Source organism: Natronincola peptidivorans (genome assembly GCF_900111615.1).
Lineage (GTDB): Bacteria > Bacillota > Clostridia > Peptostreptococcales > Natronincolaceae > Natronincola_A > Natronincola_A peptidivorans.
On record NZ_FOHU01000008.1, the window covers coordinates 92990 to 116459 of the forward strand.

Annotated in this window: 19 protein-coding genes; 3 read left to right on the forward strand and 16 right to left on the reverse strand. The window is 36.8% G+C overall.

The features are described from left to right. Positions 1-65: 65 nt before the first annotated feature. From BMX10_RS10225 to BMX10_RS10280, 12 genes are all read right to left on the reverse strand, one after another. Positions 66-1502 (reverse strand): helix-turn-helix domain-containing protein, encoded by a 1437-nt coding sequence (locus tag BMX10_RS10225; protein WP_090443403.1) that lies wholly within the window; start codon positions 1500-1502, stop codon positions 66-68. A 206-nt stretch (positions 1503-1708) separates the two neighbouring features. After that, positions 1709-1981, reverse strand: coding sequence for a YkgJ family cysteine cluster protein (locus BMX10_RS10230; protein ID WP_090443408.1), 273 nt, complete (start codon positions 1979-1981; stop codon positions 1709-1711). 218 nt (positions 1982-2199) lie between these two features. Further along, complete coding sequence (locus BMX10_RS10235) at positions 2200-2595, reverse strand: hypothetical protein (protein ID WP_090443411.1); 396 nt, start codon at positions 2593-2595, stop codon at positions 2200-2202. Positions 2596-2643: 48 nt separating this feature from the next. Next, positions 2644-3882, reverse strand: a complete 1239-nt coding sequence (locus BMX10_RS10240; protein WP_170834771.1) for a methyl-accepting chemotaxis protein — start codon at positions 3880-3882, stop codon at positions 2644-2646. 394 nt (positions 3883-4276) lie between these two features. After that, a complete protein-coding gene (locus BMX10_RS10245) occupies positions 4277-4963 on the reverse strand; it encodes a phosphoribosylaminoimidazolesuccinocarboxamide synthase (protein ID WP_090443417.1) in 687 nt (228 codons plus the stop codon). A 320-nt stretch (positions 4964-5283) separates the two neighbouring features. After that, positions 5284-6336, reverse strand: a complete 1053-nt coding sequence (locus BMX10_RS10250; protein WP_090443420.1) for a GerMN domain-containing protein — start codon at positions 6334-6336, stop codon at positions 5284-5286. Between the two features lie 155 nt (positions 6337-6491). Further along, positions 6492-7229: an SDR family NAD(P)-dependent oxidoreductase gene (locus tag BMX10_RS10255; RefSeq protein ID WP_090443422.1), complete on the reverse strand. Its 738-nt coding sequence runs from the start codon at positions 7227-7229 to the stop codon at positions 6492-6494. A gap of 120 nt (positions 7230-7349) precedes the next feature. Beyond that, on the reverse strand, positions 7350-8555 hold the full coding sequence (locus tag BMX10_RS10260) for an aminotransferase-like domain-containing protein (protein WP_090443425.1): 1206 nt from the start codon (positions 8553-8555) through the stop codon (positions 7350-7352). A gap of 249 nt (positions 8556-8804) precedes the next feature. Then, positions 8805-9572 (reverse strand): MerR family transcriptional regulator, encoded by a 768-nt coding sequence (locus BMX10_RS10265; protein WP_090443428.1) that lies wholly within the window; start codon positions 9570-9572, stop codon positions 8805-8807. A 90-nt stretch (positions 9573-9662) separates the two neighbouring features. Continuing rightward, positions 9663-10334 carry an NAD(P)H-dependent oxidoreductase gene (locus BMX10_RS10270; RefSeq protein WP_090443431.1) on the reverse strand — a complete coding sequence of 224 codons (672 nt, stop codon included), beginning with the start codon at positions 10332-10334 and terminating at the stop codon, positions 9663-9665. Further along, positions 10315-10866, reverse strand: a complete 552-nt coding sequence (locus tag BMX10_RS10275; protein WP_090443434.1) for a flavodoxin family protein — start codon at positions 10864-10866, stop codon at positions 10315-10317. Before BMX10_RS10275 ends, BMX10_RS10270 begins: the two co-directional genes overlap by 20 nt. Continuing rightward, positions 10866-11471, reverse strand: a complete 606-nt coding sequence (locus BMX10_RS10280; protein ID WP_090443438.1) for a TetR/AcrR family transcriptional regulator — start codon at positions 11469-11471, stop codon at positions 10866-10868. The genes BMX10_RS10275 and BMX10_RS10280 overlap by 1 nt, the downstream gene beginning before the upstream one ends. Positions 11472-11680: 209 nt before the next feature. Between BMX10_RS10280 and BMX10_RS10285 the strand changes: the two genes are divergently transcribed. The 3 genes from BMX10_RS10285 to BMX10_RS10295 all read left to right on the forward strand — a co-directional run bounded on the left by BMX10_RS10285 (position 11681) and on the right by BMX10_RS10295 (position 13957). Further along, on the forward strand, positions 11681-12259 hold the full coding sequence (locus BMX10_RS10285) for a TetR/AcrR family transcriptional regulator (protein WP_090443441.1): 579 nt from the start codon (positions 11681-11683) through the stop codon (positions 12257-12259). A 159-nt stretch (positions 12260-12418) separates the two neighbouring features. Continuing rightward, positions 12419-13327 carry a 4Fe-4S dicluster domain-containing protein gene (locus BMX10_RS10290; RefSeq protein ID WP_090443444.1) on the forward strand — a complete coding sequence of 303 codons (909 nt, stop codon included), beginning with the start codon at positions 12419-12421 and terminating at the stop codon, positions 13325-13327. A gap of 69 nt (positions 13328-13396) precedes the next feature. Further along, a complete protein-coding gene (locus tag BMX10_RS10295; protein ID WP_090443447.1) occupies positions 13397-13957 on the forward strand; it encodes a class I SAM-dependent methyltransferase in 561 nt (186 codons plus the stop codon). Positions 13958-14173: 216 nt separating this feature from the next. Here BMX10_RS10295 and BMX10_RS10300 read toward each other — a convergent pair whose 3' ends face one another. The 4 genes from BMX10_RS10300 to BMX10_RS10315 form a co-directional block, all read right to left on the reverse strand. Then, a complete protein-coding gene (locus BMX10_RS10300) occupies positions 14174-14563 on the reverse strand; it encodes a hypothetical protein (protein ID WP_090443450.1) in 390 nt (129 codons plus the stop codon). 98 nt (positions 14564-14661) lie between these two features. Further along, complete coding sequence (locus BMX10_RS10305; RefSeq protein WP_090443453.1) at positions 14662-16044, reverse strand: bacteriohemerythrin; 1383 nt, start codon at positions 16042-16044, stop codon at positions 14662-14664. A gap of 607 nt (positions 16045-16651) precedes the next feature. Further along, the gene (locus BMX10_RS10310) at positions 16652-20467 is read right to left on the reverse strand and encodes an FG-GAP-like repeat-containing protein (RefSeq protein ID WP_090443456.1); all 3816 of its coding nucleotides are present in this window, start codon (positions 20465-20467) and stop codon (positions 16652-16654) included. Positions 20468-21149: 682 nt separating this feature from the next. Further along, positions 21150-23279, reverse strand: a complete 2130-nt coding sequence (locus tag BMX10_RS10315) for a copper amine oxidase N-terminal domain-containing protein (protein ID WP_090443459.1) — start codon at positions 23277-23279, stop codon at positions 21150-21152. Positions 23280-23470 lie beyond the last annotated feature (191 nt).

Here is a 23470-nt window from a genome sequence, read left to right on the forward strand (position 1 = left end):
ACACAAAAAGGGTAGGTAGGTATTTTTCAAAAAAGTAAAAAGCCCAAGGCTTCATACCTGGGCATTTAGACTGGTTTCTCTTCTTCCTCTGAAAAGATTTTGATTAATTCCATCTTGCTATTGATATTTAATTTTTGATAGATATTTTTCACATGATATTTCATGGTATTTTCACTTATGTAAAGATTTTCTGCTATACCTTTATAGGTGTAACCCTTAAGTAGAAAATCTACAATTTCTATTTCTCGATCTGTTAGCTGTTTTTTTATCTTGAAGTCTGTCATGGCTATTTCTTGCTGGTTATCCTCCATATTTACAAACTGAAAGAGGAATTCATGTCCTTTAAGGAGCTTTGTAAGCTGCATATGCAGTATAGGCAGGAGGGTCATAATAGCAAAAATAATAATTAAAGCAATAAGAGAGGCTGTAAAATATCCTTTTTCTATGTAAACCAAATTGCTTCCGATAAAACCTCCAATGCTAATACCTAATACATTCATGGATAGTCCTATTCCCAGTACCTTTGCCGGATTTTCACTATAGTCAAAAAATTCTCCCAAAATGCTCCACCAAAATAGGTCAAATACCCCTAAGGCCGACATCATTAAGGTATTGATAATAAGATAGCTTAAAACAGACTTATCTAACACCATAAAGGATATATAGGATAGTCCTATCATAGTGAGGGCAATGTATAAAATATAAGCTTGATTTATTTGATTTTTAAAATGCTTAAGAAGGAATAGTATGATGATATAGGGTACTGCCCAATAATAACTGGTCAATAATTGGTGATGGGCAAAGGCTGGTATAACTACCTGATACATTAGCCCCGAAGTTATGGTGATAACTAATATAAATAAACATAGGGTTGCTAATGGTCTTGTGCTGTTGGGTATCCTTTGAGGTGTTTTTTCTAAATGTGCTTTATGAAAGAGTCTATCTTCTGAGTAAGCCTCAAGTCTAAAGGTTAAGAATAATCCTACTGCCAAAGCCATGATGGCTATCGTTAATCCCCAGAATGCTGAAACATTTACAGCAATGCCATTGATAAAAATCATCAATACATTTGAGTAGATCAAAACATCTGCTGCTGTTTTAAATCTTTGTTCTTTTTTTGAATAGGCTTTAAAGTAGAACCCCCAGCTGGCCACAAAGATACCCGCAAAAAAAGATATGGCAGTAATAGAGATATACCACAGTATAGACAAAGGCAGAAAGAAAATAAGACTTCCTAATATACATACAACAGTAGATGTAATCATTGCCATTTTGGCAGTAACTTGCTTTTTAATAAAATACCAACTGGTGATTAATCCAATAAAATGTGCCAAAATAGCTATGGTATTATGATGGATCCCTACTCTATCTGTATTTTCCATAAGGTTGTAAAGAACTTGCCCCTCAAAAGGAACAGACAATAACCACCCAGATACAAGTGAAAAGCTTATGATGGACAGTTTTCGCTGATCCTTTTCTAATTCTGCCATAAATACACCCATTATTAATAGTCCTCCATACTAGTATTAAAGCTCTCAAAAGAATTCTATGATAATAAATATCAATCATAAAAAAGAAGCTGTGAAAAATATTACACTTTGTGGTTATATTTTACAGTATTCTCTTGTACTTGTCTAGTGCTAAAGGCCTATGCAAAATAAGCTGTTGTGCTAGTTAAACTCTTTAAATATAAGAATCCTGTTATCAACTAACAGAACAGCTTAGCAGTAGTAATTGTATCTCTTTCAAGCTCTTCTAGATATTGATAAGCCTCTTTTGCAGTTTTCCCACACATTTCTTCAGAAGGCTTTAAGTTAATACATACAGCTGGTCTTTCTTGTTTCCCAAACAGCTTACATTTATTATCATTTGTTAACTGGATACACCTAACTCCTGCCGGCTTACCATTGGGCATGCCCGGTATGGGAGAGGATATCGACGGTGCAATACAACAGGCTGCACATCCTAATCTGCATTTCATATATATTTCTCCTCCTATTCTACATAATAATATCATATATAGAATGATGTTATAAGGTGATTTAAATAGCTTTAAATGATATCAAAAAGAGAGGAATCTTTTCTTTTAAAAGATTCCTCTTGTGTTCTTCCTCTACTCTTCAGTATTCATGAGTATTAAAAACAGTTTCAACTATTACTATATTCCTTCATTAAAGATAGGAATAAAATCAAAGGAAATTATATGTTTAAGGTTTTTATCCATTCTAGAGCTTGTTCTTCAGAACTAAAGTGGTTAGTAACCAATTCATTTACATTAGCCTCATTTTGATGACGCTGAGCCTGAGCTTTAATAGCAACAGCTTTTTCTACAATAAATGCAATTGCAACGCCCCCTGCCTTTTCAACCTCCTCATGAAACTTAGACAGTACTTCAGATACCTCAGGATCAAGAACAGGGGCCATCTTTGTAATATCTGGCATAAAAGCCCACTTGCCGTTAAAAGTTTTCCCTTTACTAACTACATCCTTAATATTGTTTAGTACATCCGTTTTAGTAAAACTGCCATTAGCAACAGATTTGACAACCTTTCTACCTGGAACAACTGAAATAACATACTTCGCTTTATTATCCATTCTTTCTACCTCCTCATTTCTTATTTTTTAAGCTGATTGTTAGGTCAACTAAAGCGTGTTCAATATCATTTTTAATTCTTCTGATGAGCTTATGAGGTTAGCTGTTAGGTCACTCATATCTTTATCATCAGCATTTTGTTGTTTAATTAATTTAGAAACCTTATGGGTACTTGAAAGAGTTTCATCTGCAATCATAACAAGGGAGTATCCAGTTTCACTTACTTTTTCACTAGAAATACAGGCTTTTTGGACTAGATCATTACTATCATTTAGTTGTGTTTTTACTTTTTGGTTATCCTCTACAATTGTGTTAAAAGTATCTCTAGTGTTTTGGATGCTGTCAATGCTTTTTTCAATCAACTCTTTGCTATGCCCCATAGAATTAACTGCTTCCTGAGAGTTGTTTTGAATTTCTTTAATTAAAGAAGATATCTCCTCTGTAGCCTTCTTGGATTCAATTGCAAGTTTTCCTACTTCGTCAGCAACCACTGCAAATCCACGCCCAGACTCCCCTGCTCTTGCAGCTTCAATTGCTGCATTTAAAGCTAGTAAATTTGTTTGACCTGCAATACTATCTATTGATTTAGTTATGTTATTAATTTCCAGTATTTTTTCATTCAAGTTTAAAATAATTACATCCGTATCAGCTATTTTGTTTAAAATGAATTTAATTTCATTTACACTGTTTTCAATCATAGTATTTCCATGCTGAGCAGACTCAAGAGTATCTGATGCAAGTTTAGCAACCATATGTTGACTCTCCATTACTTTGTTTATGTCTTCCGACATTTCAGTAGCAGTTCCATTTATGCTGTCTATTTCTAAGAACTGATTATTAATTCTCTGAGTCATATCCTGCATATAATCTGTTGTGTTTTGAATAGTTTCTGCTTTTTTATCCATCAGTGACTTTAACTGCAGACTAAGGTCATTGATCTGTTGAATATTATTTGAATAACGGGTGAATACTTCATTACTATTTTCCTCTAAGAGATTTAATGATTGATGATTGGAATTATCCGAAGAAGCTGCTAACTCACCTATACTAGTACCACCATTCTTTTTATCATTTAGCTGGGACGATGACGGACTATTCTGTAATAATTTCTTAACAAAAATAACCGTCAGAATTAAAGAAAGCATAGCAACACCTGAAGTCATTCTTAACCGTTTATCCATATCTGCTAAGAAAAATATTATTACATTTGAAAATAAAGTGATTCCATAGAATGACACCAATAAATGATTTGTAATAGATATTTTTGTATTGGAGTTTGAGGAATTCATAAAAACACCCTCCTTCATTTAGATTTAACTACTATAATACTTACTTATTGCAAATAAAGTAGTGCTTCTTTTTTTATAGCTATAGCAATATGAATATATTTGATATAATTCGACATGAGAACGTAAATTCCTTCAATTAATTCTATTTATTGGAAATATTTATTATAATGAGACCATGACACTATTTAGAAAAACCCAACTTGATTTTCCTAGATAGTTCCATGTTTTCACTATATTTTTCTCACTGAAATAATTGTATTAAAAGGCTAGCTGCATGAGAATAATTTGCAAGCTCTACTCTCAATAAAAAAAGAATGGATATAGAGGCTTAAATAGCCAATAATCTATCCATTCTTTCTCTATTTTGAAATTTTTAAACTGAGATACCTGGAAATTATTCTCCCAATACCAGTCTTTGCAGCTCTAAAGGCTCTATATATCTTCCATCCTTATAGGCACGCATATTTCCACCTGAGATTTCATCGATTAGAATAATTTCTCCAGTCTCTTTTCCTCTACCAAACTCAAATTTTATATCATACAGTTCTATTTCTTTTGCAGCTAATTCTTCCTTCACTATGTTTCCAATTCTTTTCGTAAGCTCTTTTAATTCCTTGTATTCTTTACTCGACAGGATTCCCAACATATCAAGGGCATCCTCTGTAATAGGAGGATCTTGACGAGTATCATCCTTAAGAGTCACTTCCACAAATGCTTCTAATGGTTGTCCCTCAACAGCATATTGGCCATAACGACGAAGAAAACTCCCAACTGCTCTATATCGACAAATAACCTCCAGACCATTTCCAAATACACTAGCTGGTCTTACCTTCATACTTGTTTCTTCAATACTTGCATCAATGTAATGAGTAGGTATATCTTTTGCTTTAAGCACTTCAAAAAAATATTTTGTTAGTTTTAGCCCTGCCATTCCAGCACCTTCTATAGATAGTCCAACTGTATTGGCACCTGGATCAAATTTACCGTCTTCACCAGTTACATCATCTTTGAATTTAAGCAGATAGTTTCCATCCTCTAGTGCATATACGTCCTTTGTTTTTCCCATATAAATTCTTTTCATCCTTCTCAACTCCCTTATCGATATATAAAATCTTGTCTTTACTAATATCTATTATACACTATTTTGATCAAATTCCAAACGTTATTAGTGATTGATTAGTTATAGTTTGTAATAGCATATACATTTATGTAAATGTTTATATTTTAGTTCGGCATTATAACTTCAACTCATTTTTATAAACACTCCCTGACAGAAGGATGTTATAGTTTTTTATGCATCCTTTTCTGTGTTCTTTTTAGGTTAATTCTCTAATTACAAACAAAAAACTGGAATTACTATTTTAAAAATAGTAATTCCAGTTGCCTTCAAACTTCAATTCTTTAATCTAGAGGGACTACATTTTCGTAATGTACTTGGAAATACTCTCCCTCTTGTAGCTGAAAATGACCAGATTCATAAAGTGATCCGTCAAGGGTAATGACTACTTTTTCAACGCTAAAATTAAAACCTACAGTATTTACAATGCTTTGAATAGCTAATGATTCATATCCGGCACCCAAATTCATTTCAGTAACAAAGTTATCTGATAAATCCACCACAACCAACTCTTCCTCAGGATTATAGGAAAAAGACTGCAATGTAATATTTTCTGTAAATACTGGCAGTATAGACCCATTAGGAGCCCTTTGTAGATGTTCTATATAGGTAGGTCTAATTTCATCATTGGTTTGAAAAGGGATGTCAAAATCTTTATAAACCAATTGCTCATTTTCAAAATCAGGATAATAACAACGAAGTACATAGGTAACATCGGTATCCTCTTGAATGTTCTCTAGTGTTGTAATTACTTCATCTTCCTGGGTTTGAAAAATAGAAAGTACCATACCTAAACCTTCGACATAATAAGTTTTTGTCTGGGTTTCTTCGTTACCTTCTGTTGTCACTTCTAAAGCTTCATAATTGCCAGAGGGGGTTTCAATGGCAACATTGATTCCTGTTATTTCCCTTCTTCTCCCATCAGGCAGCTGCCAATTTGTGCCTACCTCTATAGGTTCCATTAAAAGGATTTCTCCTTCTTTAGCAAAGTTTGCATTGGTATAATCTGATAAGTTATAGACTTCTCCTCGGCTGAACAATAGCTTTAAAGTCCCGTCCTGATATTCCAGTATTTGTACCACAGTTGTTCCAGTGGAATGATTGCGAACTTGGGCTCTCCTATTACGAATAAAATCAAAATAGGTTTCCCTCTCTGCAAACTCCATCCCAATTCCTTCATAGGTTAAATAGGTGTTTTCTAAGAAGGGATAATAATCCTCAATGGTGATTGTGACTTCATCAGGCTCATCTGCTGGAGGAGCTTCGGGCTGTGGAGCTTCAACTTGACATGCTACAAGGAAACTTAAAGCCAATAGTAAGATACCTAGTTTTTTCACATCTTTACCTCCTACTCTTTTTAGAAATTACTATATCTCCATCTTAGCAACTTGTATATTTGTTAAAACGCCCAATTGTTGTTAGACTCTATACTTATATAGCTGGGTGCTACATATTATATGGAATTACCGATTAATTATGCTTATCAATCTATTTATCCTTCAAAAGTCCTCCCTTTTACAACAGCATCTTCTAAAGACATACCTGTAAAACACTGGGCAGGTAGAAGCCTTCCACTCTTTTTGTCATCTAAAAAAGCCCCAACAACGATTCCTGGAATACTACTTTCTATTGAATTAGGTGCATTAGGCCCCCCTAAGTCGGTTCTACACCAGCCTGGATCCGTTAAATTGATCATAACGTCAGTCCCCTCCAGCTTTGTCCCCAAATCCTTTGTAAATTTATCAAGGGCTGCTTTACTGGCTGAATAGCCTGCCTGCTCTGGTTCATCCTTGATTCCGCTGGTGGTATTGATAACTCGCCCAAAACCTCTTTGGATCATTTTGGGAATCAAACGATAACAAATGGTGGCGACAGCAATAAAGTTGATACGAAAGCTCAAATCAAAATCTTCCATTGGAGTTTTCCAATAATCTGTTCTATAAGCGATTTGTACCGCAGCATTATTAAAAATAATGTCTATAGGAATTCTCATAGCTTCAATTTCATCCAGCATAGCCACTACCTCCTGATGATTGGCAAGCTCTGCTTGTACACAATAAGCCTCAACACCTAATGCTTTTACCTCTTCTTCTACCTTTTTTGTGTGTTCTAGCTTTCTACTATGTAAAATAAGGTTGCAACCATGCCTTGCCATAAAAACTGCTGTCTCATAGCCTAGCCCCCTACTTGCACCCGTAATCAATGCCCATCTCCCTCTTACATCTACCATAATCAACTCTCCTCCTACCTTTTTTTATAATAATACCATAAATATAAGACTTTCTCTCAGTTATGATAAAACAGACAGTAAAGTTTATTATTTCTATTAAACCCTTCTGTCTGTTTAGATTTATAGTTTAGAGGAAAGTAAATTTCCTAGTTTCTCAATGCCAATTCTGATTCTATCTGGAGTAACACCCCCAAAGCTAATTCTCATACAGTTATTTCCCTTTCCTCCTCCTTCAGCAAAAAAGCTCTCACCTGCTACATAGGATACCTTCACCTCTGGATTTGTACTGGATTCAATCAGCAATTCAGTTGTATTAATACCTCCTGGTAACTCTGCCCATGTGAAGAGCCCACCATCCGGGAAAATTCTTTTGGTTTCCTTTGGGAAAAACTCATCAATGCATTCTATCATAGTATCTCTTCTCTCCCGGTATAAGTCACAGATTTTTTTAAGATGAGCTGGATAATATCCCCGTTTAAAGAATTCTGCGCAGATTACTTGTACTAATGTAGATGTGTGAGAGTTGGTTGCTGTCTTTGCATCAAACAGCTTAGCCGTCACTTCATCATTGGCTAAAACGTAACCAAGTCTGCTGCCTGGTGAAAAAATCTTAGAGAAGCTATTTGCCATAATGGTATGTCCAGTTTTGTCGAAGGCTTTAATAGGCAACAAATCTTTCCCGCTGTAACGGATATCTCGATATGGATCATCCTCTAAAATAATGATATCGTAATTGCTCCCTAGTTCAGCGATTTTTTGTCTTCTATCTAATGATAGGGTCCTGCCGGTAGGATTCTGAAAGGTAGGGATGACATAAATCATTTTGGGTTTATATTTCAAAATTTTTGCTTCTAAATCCTCAGGAACCATACCATTGTCATCCATATCTACAGCAATACATTTTGCTTGAAACATCTCAAATATTTCTACAGCCTGAACAAAGGTAGGTGATTCCACCAAAATCACATCACCAGGATCAACATATAGCTGACATGTCAAGTTAATGGGCTCCAAACCACCATTAGTAATCAAAATATTATCAACCTTTCCTTTTACACCCTTAGGTGCCAGCAGCTCATGCAGGATAGCCTCTCTAAGATCCATTAAACCCATAACGTTTCCGTATTGCAGAGCTTCTACTCCCCTTTTGTCCGTCCTCATAACTTCATTTGTTATTTCACGAATAATATCAATAGGCAAAGCTTCTTTTGCAGGAGCGCCCCCACCAAAAGATATAATTTCAGGATCATTCATCGCACCAAATAAATTTCGAATAGCTAATGCAGATTTCTCCATTGTCTTCATACGCTGTGCAAATTTCGCCATCATAAGCCCCCATTTCTTTTCATGTTTTCAGTAAACAGAATAACTCATAAAAAATATTTAAACCACAATTATTTCTATACATACATTATACACAAAATCATCTTATTGTGGTGTCAAGATTTTTGTCTATTGTTTCTTCTTCTGAAATTGTTCATTTTAATGTCAAAAACGAAGTTCATGTTGAAGGGCAAGATACTATAGAAGGATAAGAGGAACTGGTTCTTATCCCAGTTCCTCTATATTTCTTTATTATGATTTTTTACCTTTAGTGTAAATAACAATAGCATCCCTTAGAAACTCTGCTGCACCTGTTTGTTCTGCATCATAATAGGCTGCAAACCTCTCATCTGCCACATACATTTCAGCTAAGCTTCTATGAGCCTCCGCATTGTAATAGCCCCAGCACATACTAATCCAATCCTTATGGAGTCTGGCTGTTTCTTGAGCTAAGTCACTTGCAGGATTACCATCTTTATAAGCTTCTGCTAGCTTAGACTTGATTTGTTTTTCAAGCTCCACCATTTTTTCATACTCTTCCTTTGACAGGTTTCTGAAGGCTTCCTTTGACCTATTCACCGCTTCTTCTCCATATTTTTCTCTAACCTCTTTACCATATTTCTTTTCATTGTCATCTATTAGCTTTTTCTTAAAGCCTTCAAATTTTTCTTTGTCATTCATGACTATACTCCTTTCTCTTGAAGCAATTGTCCTTTCAACATTTTTAATCAAAAGATCTAGCTGCATCCTTTTTTCAAGAAGCTTTTTCTGATGTTCAGCCAGTGCTGCTAAAGCGTCAAAGTTAGGATCTGTTATGATATCCTTGATTCCTTCTAAACTTACGCCCAACTCTCTGTAAAAAAGTATTTGCTGCAGTCTATCCACTTCTGTTTTGCCATAAATACGATAGCCTGATGAATTGATTCTTGCCGGCTTAAGAAGTTCAATTTCATCATAGTACCTTAATGTTCGTGAACTGACACCTGCTATCTGGGCTAACTGCTGCACTGTATATTCCATCATTCCACCTCCTGATAAATTAAGAGTACACCTTTACCCTACGTTAATGTCAAGGAGTATTTTTAAAAAAAGTAAATTTTTTTATCTTGTTTAATGCCTTTCACTATAAGGCTTTGCAAAACGGTCCTGATAAACCTTGTTCTTTTTCAATTGACTGTTCCAATAATAATTGGTGATACCAGTTTTTGAAAGTATACTAAAACATTGGGCTGCAAAATTGCTCATCTTTTCTCTACCTGCAATTTTTTTTACGATCTCTACATTAAATTGATTTTCAAGCAGTAAACTATTGCCCAACTGGTTGAAAAGCTTTCTTTTCTTCTTTGTCATGGAAGAAGACATTGAGCGAATTCCTTCACTACTGCCCATAATCACAGTCCCCATATATTTTGCATCCAGCTCCTCCGCCAACCATTGGAGGTATTTTTCAACAAATCTTGATTGATGTGCTTCTGGGAAACCCGAATGTACCACAAACCCTAGCTTTAATCCTGACAAGGATTTTCTTAAGGGTTCAAGTGCTTCAAAAAAAGCCATGACAATCCCCGGCATGCAATCAGTATACAAGGGAAAAACTATCAGTGCAGTATCGGATGCTTGGATTCTGCTGATATAACTTTGATGATTCTGAGTTTTGTTTAGATAGAGTAAATCTATAGGGTTATCTGCCTCTTGCTGCAATCCTTCAATCAGCCATTGAATGATGACTTCAGAATTACTGTTCTTTCCTCTTGGTGAACCATTAAAGATGACTAATTGCATAATCTACCTCCTCCATATTTCCATCAGATAAAATAGAAAAAGCAAGTTCTGTCTTCATATTAATTGCCAGTCGTTGATAGATACTGGTAATCATATCATAGCTATCCTTTCCATAGGATATTCTGTCTACAAGAATCAATCCCAATTTAGGATATTGATCATATCTTTTGATGTGGTGACACTCTCCATTAAAAATTCCGATGTAAGGGTGAAGAAGAGGTATCATCTTGTCATTCACCTTTTTTATATTTGCACTTACAAATCCCATATGGACAGGGGAAACAAAAACAGTAAGATGGGAGTTAATCATACTCTTAAGCAGTCTAGGCATTTCATCCTCCTGTATACATCTCCCTGGTGTCTTTACCCAACAGCTCCAACACCCGCAGCAATAATTTATGTCCATATTTCTAAGGTCAAAGCATTCAAATTCAATATTAGCTTTATTCTTGTTTAGTATTACTTCTAACTCATGCTCCAATGTCAAATAACTGTTATCAGACATCCCATTTATGATGGTGATTCTTTTCACTATAATCCCTCCCTTTTTCTGTGGCACTTTAGATATTCTTGAAGCTTTCCTCTTCTAAGGGCAGTTCCTCCTATAATATCCCCTCCAATATTCCCCAGGGCTTTGATAAAGTAATCCTGAGATGTATCCTCCAGCATGTCAGCACAAATGAAGGATGCCAGACCATGGGTATATACTGTCAGCTTCTCTAGTATTTCTTTAAGGTCTTCTTCTAGGATTTTAAGGCTTGCTTCTTTCTTCATTTGTATTAGATTTTTTCTGGTAAACTCCTCTAGAATGTTTTGATATGTATTACTTTCAATGAAAAGAGTCCTATAGATGAACCTGTATTCCTTTGCAAACTCCAGCATACCTACGCCAATATTTAAAAAATAGTCTTGCGTGTACTCCTTCTCGGTATATTTCAAAAGCAGCTGCAATGACTTTTCTAAAAGGATATCTTTCAACTCATCTATACTGTTAAAGCTAGTATAGACGGGTGCAGTGGAACACTTTAGCTTGGCTGCAATTTTTCTGGCTGAGACTCCTGCCATACCCTCCTCTTTAAATACTTTGAAGGCTGCTTCGATAATATCATCTTTTGTAAAAACGATTTGTTTTGGCATAGCTCCTCCTTTTAAAGTAACATGCGTTTTATTACACGTGTTATTTTATAGTGTAATAGTATTATTGTCAATATTTTCTAGTAAAAAAATAACAATAACTTTTCTTTTTGTAATCCAACAGCTGCAAATTTACGCCTATTATCAAAAAAAACTTGATATCGAAGATAAATATATGCTATATTTAAATAAAAAAGGGCGAGTGGTCTTTTATGCAAGTGTTAAAGGATGAAATTAGAAGTAGAATAATTGAAGCAGCTACCGAGGAATTTTTAGCATTTGGATTTCAGCTTACATCTACAAGGAAAATCATATCCAAGGCTAAAATCAGTAAAGGAAATCTTTATAACTATTTTAATAGTAAAGAGGAGCTTTTCTATACCATCACCTCTCCAGTGTATGATTACTTAAACTCAACTATGGAGAAAACCTTTGATCATGGTGAAACAGAGAAATTTAACCCTATTGCAATACACACATTAGCTGTTACTCTTGGAGAAATGCTGTCTCATTACCAGAAGCAATTTATCATTCTTATGACTAAAAGCGAAGGTACTAAGTATGCTAACTTTAAGGATCAGCTTATAGATAAGCTCTCAGAACACTTTCTTAATAGTAATAGGAGCAGTAATAATAATGAAGAATTAGATTTGTTAATGAAAATTGTTGCTGCTAATTTTATTGGTGCCCTGATTGAAATTGCTAAAGAATATAAGGATAGAGAATGGGCCATGAATAATGTAGAATTATATTTTAAATATCATTTTAATGGGATTCAGCAGTTTTTTTAATTTTTTTTATTCAATAAAGACCAATCGCTCGCTAATCCTATGGAAGGAGGCTATGATGATATAAGCTCTTTAGAATACATACTTATCATCCGTTTTTCCCATTTTATTTTTTATTTTAATAACGGGCGTTAGTTCGTTTATCGTTTGGGAGGAGATTTTATGAAAATTGTAATTGTAGTTTTTAGTCCAGGAGGACACACAAAGAAAGTGGCAGAGATCATTAAAGAAAGCATGGAGAAAAAAAGTGTTGCCGTTGAAATCATTGACACAACCGGCAAGGCTATTTTTGATAATTCTCGTAGTATTCAAGCTTATTTAAAAAGTGTAATACCGCCCCATGATATATTGATGGTCGGTGCTCCTGTCTATGCCCACCACTTTCACTATAATGTCTTAAGCATTATAGATGCACTTCCTTCTCCAGGAAATGGATGGGGAAAATTCTCAATACCATTTGTAACCTATGGTACCATTAATTCAGGTATTTCCTTATATGAGGCAGGTAATCATTTGAATAAAACCGGAAGAAAAAACATATTTGCTTTAAAAATTGATTCTTTTCATGTAATGTCAAGATTTCTATCGACTACTATTAATGAAGGTAAACCTGGAAAGGAAATTGAACCTTTGATGAATGAATTAGCAGATAAAATAATAAGCCTAGATATTTCACAAGCTGATAAGATAATTGACATATTGCCTAAGCTTAACTATCAAAAACTAACATGCAAAATAAAAGCAAATACGATTTTTAGAGAAAAATTTTTTCAAGATAGGATATATCCACAGCTTTCATTCAACAAAGAAAAGTGTGTTTGTTGCCAAAAATGCATTAAGAAATGCCCTGTGCAGAGACTTTTACTAGCTGAAGATGGATTAGACATATTGAAAGGCAATCCAGCTTGTATTCATTGTGGGGAATGTATTCATGCATGTGAATTTTCAGCACTTGACTTTAAGACAGATGAGGCTAGCAAAGCTAAATGGAATAAAGTATTTAATCAAGCTATTAAAGGTAAAGGAATATTGCCATCAAATGAGTTCCCAAAAACTGTATTATATTATTAAGGTCTGCAAGTATTTTCATCAGATGCTACGCTTGTAACTTTGATAGATTATGGAAGGGAGAAGGAGTATATGAGCATTAAAAAATTAATCTTTAACGAAGAATCGAAAAGTGCAAATAAATTCTTTATGAAGATGTTAAAGTGGTTAGATCACCCCAAAAGAACAAAATATAATAATCCTGAGAAGCTGGCGAAAGCTTCTGGAATACAACCTGGTCAAACTGTTCTAGAAATTGGCTGTGGATCAGGTTTTTTTACTTCCCATGCGTCAAAACTGCTAGGTAGCGAAGGTAAACTTTATTCCACAGATATTCATTCCCTAGCTGTTGAAGAAACCCAAAAGAAAGTTAATGAATTGGGACTAAAAAATGTTGTCGTCAAAATAGATGATGCAATGAGTTCCTCTTTTGAAGATTCCACATTTGATCTTGTATTGCTTTATGGTGTTGTACCAGCCCCTGTGATTTCTATGACAGATATCTCTTGTGAAATCTACAGAGTATTAAAACCAGGAGGTGTCTATGCTATCTGGACCATGGTGCCATTTTGGTCACCCAATGCTGCACTAAAGAGTGCTTCTTTTGAAAAAATGAAAAGGGTTAATGGGGTTTATCGTTTTCGCAAATTGTAAAATAGGTGGTTGTTTAAAAGCCTGTATCTATAGCAAGTAAAGCTTTACTCTAAAAAACTAGACAAGGCAGCAAAATGATTGATTTGATTTTGCTCCTTGTCTAGTTTTATTTTTCTACTTATTTCATATCAGATAGTTTTTATATTATTACTAAACAATTTCACAGATCAAAAATTTACCCCATCTAAATCCCATGAATTTTTAAAAATATGTAGACTAAGGTTGTAATATCTTATTCCACTTCTCTAGCTCTGCTGAATCATTACTGACATCTTTGATAATGACAGTGTTCTTGAATTCTTTCATTTTTTCTCTCGCTATTCTTGCTGTTTTTAGGACAGCTTTATTTTTTGATGTTGACGTTCCTCTTATTTGTTCATTTAATGCTGCATCATTAATCATAATAGTTATCTCACGATCCACATATTTCTCTAATTCCTCAAACAATGTCATTAATGCAATTAGACTTACAATGGCTGGTTTCTGATACTCCTTCAAAACGGTTTTTTTGCAGACCAGTTCTTCTTTATCATAGATGCTATATCTAATCTCTATATCCTCCCCCTCATAATACCCTGTAATCCCTGCCATATATGCTGTAATCATTGTAATCCTCCATTTTCTTTTATTATTATTTTTTAATAGTAGTGGATTAGTATTATCCCCATTGGCTGTAATTTATTCCTATCAAAATGTCCCTTGGCTTACTTAGAAAAATACTCCTTATATTTTCTATCACTACTTAATATATGCTCAATTAACCAAGCATTCAAAAACTCTGAGACATTAGCTGGGAAAATATAATTCTTCTCTTTGTTCAAATCCAGCACTGTCTTCATCAGCTTCTGGTGTTCAAGAATATGCGTCTCCAATTCAGGAAAGTTATTATTTCTCAACAGTTGTTCTTCGTTCTTAAAGTGCTGCAATGAATAATCAATTAATTGATCGAAAGTATTTACTAGAATCGTTTTTGATTCACCCTTTCTAATGGCTTCATTTACATTATTGATTAGATTAATTAATCTCAAGTGTTCTTCATCAATAGAGGCAATGCCTACACTGTACTCCTCAGACCACTCCAGCTTCGTTTGTACATCATCTTCTTTCCTTTCTTTCTCACCCTTAATGTTGTCATTAAGCAATATGATAACACCATCATCTTTATTGACTTGTATATCAACAGAGGGGTTATCGATGATTTCAAAGGATTTAGGCTTGTATCCAATTGCTCTTAACCCTTTTTCCTTAGCTAATATTTCCTGGATGGTTAAGGGTTCATTTGAAAAATGGCGATACATTTTTATATAATACCCATCTATTGGTTGAAAATTCCAATGAGCTGTTTCCTTCTCTTGTCCATAATTACCAGCAATGATTTCAGATATTTGCTCTCCTCCTAAAGCTAAGGGATAAACAACAACATCTGCACCCGCTCTTGTAATTCTAGGTTCAAGGGATCTGTCATCGCCCTGTGCAATAACTTCAATATTAGGGTTCAATTCTTTAGCTGCAAGAGAAAGCGTTAAGTTAATGGTAATGTCAGGAATACAAATAACCATTGTTTTTGCTCGTTTAATCCCTGCATTCAGCAAGGTAGCATCAGAAGTGCTTGATCCCTGAACAGATACAAACCCAAGCTGACGAGTTTTTTGGATTTCTTCCTCATTTTCATCTATAACCACGAAGGGGATATTCTTTTCTTGAAGCTTTAAAGCAATAATACCTCCTATCTGTCCAAAACCGCTCAGTATAACATGATCTTTCATTTTCTTTAGTTGTGAATTCATGGCTCTTCTCCCCATAAAATAGTTTAGTTTGTTTTCTAGTAAAATTGTTGCAAAGCTATTTAATACTGAAGCTGCCGACCCCAGACCAAAGATAATCAAAAAAATTGTAAATGTCCTTCCAGCATTGGTCAACTGATGGGTTTCTCCATATCCAACTGTAGAGAGGGTGATTATGGTCATATAGGCTGCGTCTATTATATTCCAACCTTCAATGATTATAAATCCACAGATGCCAAATATAATGACAGCTAGAAAAAGTGAGATACTCTTAATTATTTTTATTTTGTTGACTTTATCCATTATGACTCCACCTATTCTTTTTTATTCTTACCTATTATGTTTTCGTGAGTTGTTATTACTGATTTATTTTTTCATTTTGCTTTTTACCTTTATTGCACTTTTGAGGAAAGACACCTACAACCCTTCCTCAGTAATAATAAAAATGCTGCTCTATTGTTAAGATAATCTACCAGCTTTATTTAATTATCTATTTATCATTTCGATAAAAGATTCTAAACTCCTTCTGATAATACCTCAACAGCTCTAATACTATCACTGTATGACTATTGGTGTTTCATTCATCATCAATGGTGGATGTAAAACTGCTGAAAAGTGCCACAAATAGTGATTAAGAATTACAGGTCACAAGACAAAGACCCCCTAAGTTCTGCCCTAGGGGATCTTTGATTATTTGCAAATGCTTATCTAAAGCCTTCTATCACTTGATTATAAACTGTCTCTTATCTACAATAGAAAAGCCTTTCTTAAACTATTCTCTATAATACATCTGAAGAATGTATATAGACATGCTCCTCTAAGTTTTACTATAGTAAGGGCTACATTTGCAGTCTCCAGTTTTTAAAGACGCCGTGAAGAATGCTTTATCTGGCAAGGCCATCATCTGGATTTACTTAGTAATGCTAATCTCCCTTGTTTCATGATTATACTCCACTGTAGCACCCAGTATCTCACTGACAAATCGCAGGGGGACAAAAGTCCTGCCGGGAGGTATAATCCTTGGTTCTGTATCCATCAGAATCATTTCACCATTCACCAGTACCTCCTTAGACCCGATGGTTAGCAGGATTTCTGTATCTTCTTCTGTAATCAGCACCTGTCTTGTCTCCGGTAGCCATTTCACCTCTGCTCCCAGTGTTTGGCTGATGAATCGCAGTGGTACTAGGGTTCTGTTGGATTCTCCATCAATAAAGGGGAATGCATCTAGATAATAGGCTGCTTCGTCTATCGTAGTCTCTAGTTTTCCTATGGTTAGTTTTATCTGTTTTTTCGGTGTACTTTCTCCCTCAATAGTTTCTTGTTTAGACTCTTCTATTTCTCCTTCTTCTATAATCTGGGTAAAGCTATGTCTGGAGATTCTACCATTTCTATCGGTAACTGTGATGGTGTATTGATAGGTACCTGCCTTGGTGGGGGTGCCACTGATGACCCCATCCTTGGAAATGGTGAGTCCCTCAGGTAATTTCCCGCTGGTGACTTCAAAGCTATAAGCACCGCTGCCTCCTGAGGCTCTTAAGCTATAAGTATAATCCCTGTCTAGTGTTCCTTGAGTAGGATTAGTTCTGTTAATACTTAGACTGCTGGAGCTTCCTCCACCACCTGAACTGCCACCGCTAGGTTTATTCGGACTTGATATGTTTACTGTGCTGACTGTTGATTCGTTGCTGGTATCTGAATAATCTCTTGCTAATACTCTATAGGTCCCTACGCCTAGTCCCTTAAACACATTGGAATCCTGCCATGTTAATCCATTATCTTTACTATATTCATAGGTACCACTTCCACCATAGGCTGTTACAGTTATGCTTCCATTGCTTCCACCATAGGTGGTTACATTGGTTTTTCCTATGCTTATGGTTACATTTGGTGGAGTTGGTGGCTGAAGCTGTAGAACTATAAGGTTAAAATCTCTTGTGTCGCTGGCTCCATTATGATACACAAAAGCCGTCACCGTTACATCTGTGTCACCGCTGCCAAGGGTTGGACGTGTTGTTATACCTGAGTTTCCTGTGGCGTTTATTTTAATAATGCCTTCGTTATCTGAACTCCAGGTGATATCAGACCCGTATACAGCTCCTACACTTGTGAGGCTTATATCTTGGGTTACTGAATTTACACTATCACCAGCTGCAAAGCCTATATTTAAGGCAGCTTTATCCACTGACACCTTTTCTTGATCCGTTATAGTAGGTACATCTTCTATATATTGTGCTGTTACTGTCAAATGGGAAGTTATATTATTAAAAACCTTATCCCATCCTGTAAAGATGTAGCCTGGTCTTGAAGGATTGTCAGGCGGTGTGGCTCCGTTCCCTTCCTCTACTGTTTCAGTTTTCAAATTATATCCATCCCAATCTTCAAAGGTTACTGTATAAGTTGTTGGTATGGCATGAACTGTAAGGTTATTTGTCTCTACTGTTTTTCCACTGCTGGTATGGGCGATGGTTATTGTACTCCCATTATCAGTAGTTGCTAATGTTGTCCCATCTATCTTATCAACGGTTAATCCCTTTGCTATAAAATCAGCAAACTCTACTTCTTCCTCTGTACCATTACTCCAGTGAAGTTTTACTTTAAGTCCACTCAGATCCAGTGCTTCACCTTCGGTATATTCTAGCTTCGGTTGAGTTTCTATGCTTACGCTTTCAACTTCTGTTACACTGAAATTAACTTCATAGTTTAATTCCGTAGTATTATCCTCAGCCGTAACTTTCACCCTAGCTGTTCCTGGAATTCCAACAGCCTGAGTAATTTCTAAGGTTGCGTCGATATGATTGGCTATAGCCGCTATGGATGGTGCATTCATTGTTCCATAGGGCAATTGTACATCATAACTGTATATCGCCGAATCAAACCCGTTGACTGTAGTTCCTTCAATTGTCAGGTCTTTTAAGGTAGCATCGTTAGCTGAGTCTTTCTCTTTGATCGTAACCGTCGCTGTGGCGGGCAAACCATCAGCCAACCCAGACGTTATAGTGAGGGTGATAGTAAAGGTTTGATCCCCTGTGTAGATGCCGTTATCGAGAATATTGAATTTCGCTTCAATCGTTTTTTCATCTCCACTGGATAAAATCCATCCGTCTCCCCAAAAACCTGCTTTTTCATAATCTCTAAGTAGCACTGCTGTCCCGTTCAAAGTATACCCCAGCCCGACGTTTCCTTTACTGCCACCGCTGCGGGAAAACCTCAAGATCAGTTCACCACTGCCTTCATCAACTTCAATTGTATCTTCTTCCCAAGCGATTGTTCCATAGCTATAGATTTGGTAAGGACTTTCATATATTTCTGCTCCCCCGTCCAAATCAATCCTGACTAGATAGTTTCCATAGGGTAGATTATCTGGTATGTTTAGTTGAAGTATGGCTTCGTTATTGATGACTGAACCGACAGCTTCTATACTTGGTGATATCAGTTCTCCTTCACTGGTAAGGAAATCAGCCCGGATATTGGTACCATCCCCTATGCCATTTGTGGTTACAGTGAGTTGGATGCTTTTTGCCGACCCAGCCAAATGTTCGATAGAGGAAAGCACTACATTAGAAATCTTGTCCAACCGAGTATTGCGCATAATACCTATCCTATTTCTTAGGTCTTCCCCAAAAGCTAAATCATAGGCGCCGTCGCCGTCAAAATCTCCATAAGCAATGGGGGTGGGCTGGCTGCTGTCCTGTACGTAGAAAACTTTTGCCGCCTGTAAAGTTCCATCCCCGTTACCTGCCATGACTCTAATTTGATTTGTCTCTGCAGTCATGGCAATATCAAGCTTGTTATTGCCATTAAAATCCGCTATTGCCAAATCCCGTCCTCCAGAAGTTGAATGAGATACATCAAAATTACCATCCCCCTGTCCCAATAAAACTTTGAGGACGTTCGATGATGAGCATATCAAATCAATATGAGCATCGGCATTCATATGGGCCGCAGCTATTGTACTCACAGAACTAAGACCAGTATCGATAGTGCTACCCACCTCAAATCCACCACTTTCATCATTAAACAAAACATAGATTTTTCCGTCTGTATAACTACCAGCTGCAATATCTAAATAACCATTACCATTAAAATCGGCGGTGACCGTTTGATAGATTCTGTGGCCAGGCAGGTATTCGACAAAATTACCCAGGATCCTTCCGTCACCCTCATCCTCTTTACCCATTAATATTCCTACACCGTTATCAGTTGTGTATTGACTGATAACGACATCTAGTTTTCCATCGTTGTTCAAGTCTACCACTTCAATTTTTTGTGGTGAAGTTCCAACAGGATAGTTAAAAGTAGGCATGTTAAATGTTCCATCCCCCTCTCCATATAAAATGCGCAACCATTTGCCGTTCTGATTGCTAATGATGATATCCACCTTTCCATCCCCATTGAAGTCGGCCATAGCAAGCCCAGTTATAGCCGCATATTGGCCAAAATCATATACATCCGGGTTTTGAAAGGTTCCATCTTCGTTGCCCAGCATTATCAATACTTTTCCCGGAAGACCTGTACCTAACACCAAGTCCTCATTCCCATTATTGTTTACGTCCTCGGTTAACATAATCAACACTTTTTCAGAAGGATAATAAGATGGTGCTGCAAAAACCATGTCACTGGAAGTAGCATGAACTGAAATTGGCATACACAATGATAAGCCCAGCGTCAGCAACAGTATGATAGCAATTATTTGTCTATCCTTCAAACTACTTGATAAATTATTCATTATTCATCACTCTCTTTCTTATACTTTAAAAAATTTTTAATAACACAAAATTCTTATGATGGAGATACAACATGGTTTTATGCTTCACCTCTCCTACCCTTTCCCATCATCTACCCGGGTAATACGTTATGAAGTATTTAGTTTCACCAAAATCCTGATAACTGTTGATTGACAAATAGCTTGCTATCATTGTCGACACTTTATTGTAGCCTAACAATAATGTTGATTACCCAACAATGAATTTTTTCTATTTCGTCATTGCAATAGACACCTCCTTAAACTTTTTTCATTTCTATAGCATTATTTCAATATATGCACTGTCTGTCATTTATCACGAGTGCTGTAGTGAAAGCTTTTGTCTCTTTAGAAAAGTACCCATGTTATTCATATCCACCTATGATTCTTTTATCATAACAAAACCCGCTGACAGGATTCTGACAAATGATGCCTATAAATTGACAAAATATTTGTTTTTACTTTATAATAAATTTTCTTTGTTAAGGTATCTATTTTATAATAACTGCCTTTACTGTATTAATTTATCAACATTTTTATAGTGTTTTCCTTCATCCACCTATGCAAGTTAAGCTTTGAAAATAAAAATAGAACCTCTGAAAATAGTTCTGAGGTCCTAATAGTGCGTTACCGGACCACCACAGATGGCCTCTGCATCTTTAATAGATTATCTAATGATGGTAATCTCTCTTGTCTCACTATCATACTCCACTGTAGCTCCCAACACCTCACTGACAAATCGCAGGGGTACAAAGGTTCTGCCCGGTGGGATTATTCTTGGTTCTGTTTCTATCAAGATGATTTCTCCATTCACCAGTACCTCTTTAGAGCCGATGGTTAGGAGGATTTCTGTGTCTCCTTCTGTAATCAACACCTGTCTTGTCTCTGGTAGCCATTTCACCTCTGCCCCCAGTGTTTGGCTGATGAATCTCACTGGTACTAGAGTCCTGTTGGATTCGCTATCTATAAAAGGCATGGCATCCAGCTGTTGGGTTTCATCATCTAGCGTGATATCGGGTTTTCCTATGGTAATCCTTATTTTCTTTTTAGGAGGACTTGTTTCTTGAGTTTCTTCTGTCCCTACTATTTCTTCAGTTTCTTCTATTTCCTCTGTCTCCTCTTGTTCTTCTTGACTATCTCCTGATGTAGGTCTGCTGGAGCCTCCACCGCCTCCACCGCCGCCTGAACTTGTTGCTGTCCAGCGGGCATTTAGGGTGATATCGCCGGTAATGGTGAAGCTGTCGCCGGGGGCATAGTTTGTACTTCCGTCCCTCCAGCCTGCAAAGCTATGTCCTATTCTTGTCAGATTGCCGGTATTATCCATAACGGTGACGGTGGAGCCGCTGGTATAGGAGCTGGAATCCACTGGAACAGTGCCGCTAGTATTGTTGTTGCCATGATAGGTTACTGTGTAAGTCGGCAGTGCCGCAGGCAGCACTGTAACTGGAATCGTCAATTGCAGATTGCCATTACCTATCTGACTGGTCAGCAGCAGGTTATATGAACCATCTGCTTCGGGACTCATAGTGACTACATTACCATCATTGTTTAGTTGCGCATTTAACTCGTCTGATGTTCCAGGGTCAAGTACAAAGCCTACACCAGGGTCAACACCCTCAATGGTTATGTCATAGCTCTCAGTGGCCACCATTGATATAGCTTCAGGGAGTGTGGTAAGAAATGCTTTATCTATAGATTCAAATCCATTCACACCGTTGGTAATGTCGGGTCTTAAGGATGAAGCTATGGTGATGCTAGCTGTGCCGTTTACAACATAAACGCCATTCCGGGTTCCGCTGATTTGTACATTGCCGCTGATTTCTGCTCTACTGTTTTCAGTTACATAAACGCCATAGTCATTGCTGCTGATTTGGGCTGTGCCGCTGATTTCGATTCTACTGTTACTCTCCCTAATATAAACACCACTCCCGAATGTGCCAAAAGCTACTCCCATGGCACTGATGGTGCCGCCGCTGATGCTAACTGTGCTGCCGTTGCTAACATGAACACCTTGACCTCCACTTCCAGTGGATTCAATGACACCGCCGCTGATGGTGGCTGTGCCACCTAAAGAACGAACACCTATACCATTCATTCCCATTGCTATGATGTTGCCACCGGTGATTTCCGCTGTACCACCGCTTCTAACATCAACACCAGCACCAGTTAATTCCTTCGCTTTAATATTACCACCACTGATGTTGACTGTCCCGCCGTCTTGAACCTGAACACCAATACCTCCACTTCCAATCGCTTCAATGACACCACCGCTAATGTTGGCTGTGCCACTGCCTGAAACATCAAGAGCTCGTATTCTCGCTTCAATGATACCGCCACTGATGGTGGCTGTACCTCCCCCTTCAATAACAACACTCCATCCAGCAGGTCCCGTTGCTTCAATGGCACCACCATTGATTTTGAGAGTGCCTCCATCCACTTTGACGATTGGACTAGTTTGGCCACCTCTGCCGGTCACCTTGATATCTCCACTGATGGTGACATTCCCGTCATTGTCTATGATGATGGAATGATTGTCTACATTGATGGCAGAAGCTGTAGTTGAGGTGATTTCTACTTTTCTGTCAATGGTTACATTGTTTGTCAGGTCAAAATCACCAGCGACGTTTATGATGTCAACAGTTGGATTTCCAATGGCCGATGTAAACTCTGCCTCATCATAAACGGAAGCGGTGACGGTTTCATCCGCCGCCAGAGCTGTACTCCCTACAAAACACATCATGCCAAGGACTACAATCATTCCTGCCATCAGCATTAGAATTTTCTTGCTTATTTTCATAATTTTTTACCTCCTTTTTTTCTCCAACAGTATATTTGATGCTATTTCTTTCCAAAGCTACCACCAAAGGAAAGCATTGTATAGATGTCATCATTCATTATAGCAAAGGATTCTAACAGGATTCTGACAAATTCCATGTTTTTCTTTGTCCATCTATCAATTTTGTGTTTCTTTAGGAAAAAGGACCCCAA

Bases quoted from the DNA above. Each gene is read 5' to 3' on its own strand.
- BMX10_RS10225 (WP_090443403.1), bottom strand. From the start codon at position 1,502: ATGGGTGTATTTATGGCAGAATTAGAAAAGGATCAGCGAAAACTGTCC.
- BMX10_RS10230 (WP_090443408.1), bottom strand. From the start codon at position 1,981: ATGAAATGCAGATTAGGATGTGCAGCCTGTTGTATTGCACCGTCGATA.
- BMX10_RS10235 (WP_090443411.1), bottom strand. From the start codon at position 2,595: ATGGATAATAAAGCGAAGTATGTTATTTCAGTTGTTCCAGGTAGAAAG.
- BMX10_RS10240 (WP_170834771.1), bottom strand. From the start codon at position 3,882: ATGAATTCCTCAAACTCCAATACAAAAATATCTATTACAAATCATTTA.
- BMX10_RS10245 (WP_090443417.1), bottom strand. From the start codon at position 4,963: ATGAAAAGAATTTATATGGGAAAAACAAAGGACGTATATGCACTAGAG.
- BMX10_RS10255 (WP_090443422.1), bottom strand. From the start codon at position 7,229: ATGGTAGATGTAAGAGGGAGATGGGCATTGATTACGGGTGCAAGTAGG.
- BMX10_RS10260 (WP_090443425.1), bottom strand. From the start codon at position 8,555: ATGGCGAAATTTGCACAGCGTATGAAGACAATGGAGAAATCTGCATTA.
- BMX10_RS10265 (WP_090443428.1), bottom strand. From the start codon at position 9,572: ATGGAATATACAGTGCAGCAGTTAGCCCAGATAGCAGGTGTCAGTTCA.
- BMX10_RS10270 (WP_090443431.1), bottom strand. From the start codon at position 10,334: ATGCAATTAGTCATCTTTAATGGTTCACCAAGAGGAAAGAACAGTAAT.
- BMX10_RS10280 (WP_090443438.1), bottom strand. From the start codon at position 11,471: ATGCCAAAACAAATCGTTTTTACAAAAGATGATATTATCGAAGCAGCC.
- BMX10_RS10285 (WP_090443441.1), top strand. From the start codon at position 11,681: ATGCAAGTGTTAAAGGATGAAATTAGAAGTAGAATAATTGAAGCAGCT.
- BMX10_RS10290 (WP_090443444.1), top strand. From the start codon at position 12,419: ATGAAAATTGTAATTGTAGTTTTTAGTCCAGGAGGACACACAAAGAAA.
- BMX10_RS10295 (WP_090443447.1), top strand. From the start codon at position 13,397: ATGAGCATTAAAAAATTAATCTTTAACGAAGAATCGAAAAGTGCAAAT.
- BMX10_RS10300 (WP_090443450.1), bottom strand. From the start codon at position 14,563: ATGATTACAGCATATATGGCAGGGATTACAGGGTATTATGAGGGGGAG.
- BMX10_RS10305 (WP_090443453.1), bottom strand. From the start codon at position 16,044: ATGGATAAAGTCAACAAAATAAAAATAATTAAGAGTATCTCACTTTTT.
- BMX10_RS10310 (WP_090443456.1), bottom strand. From the start codon at position 20,467: ATGAATAATTTATCAAGTAGTTTGAAGGATAGACAAATAATTGCTATC.
- BMX10_RS10315 (WP_090443459.1), bottom strand. From the start codon at position 23,279: ATGAAAATAAGCAAGAAAATTCTAATGCTGATGGCAGGAATGATTGTA.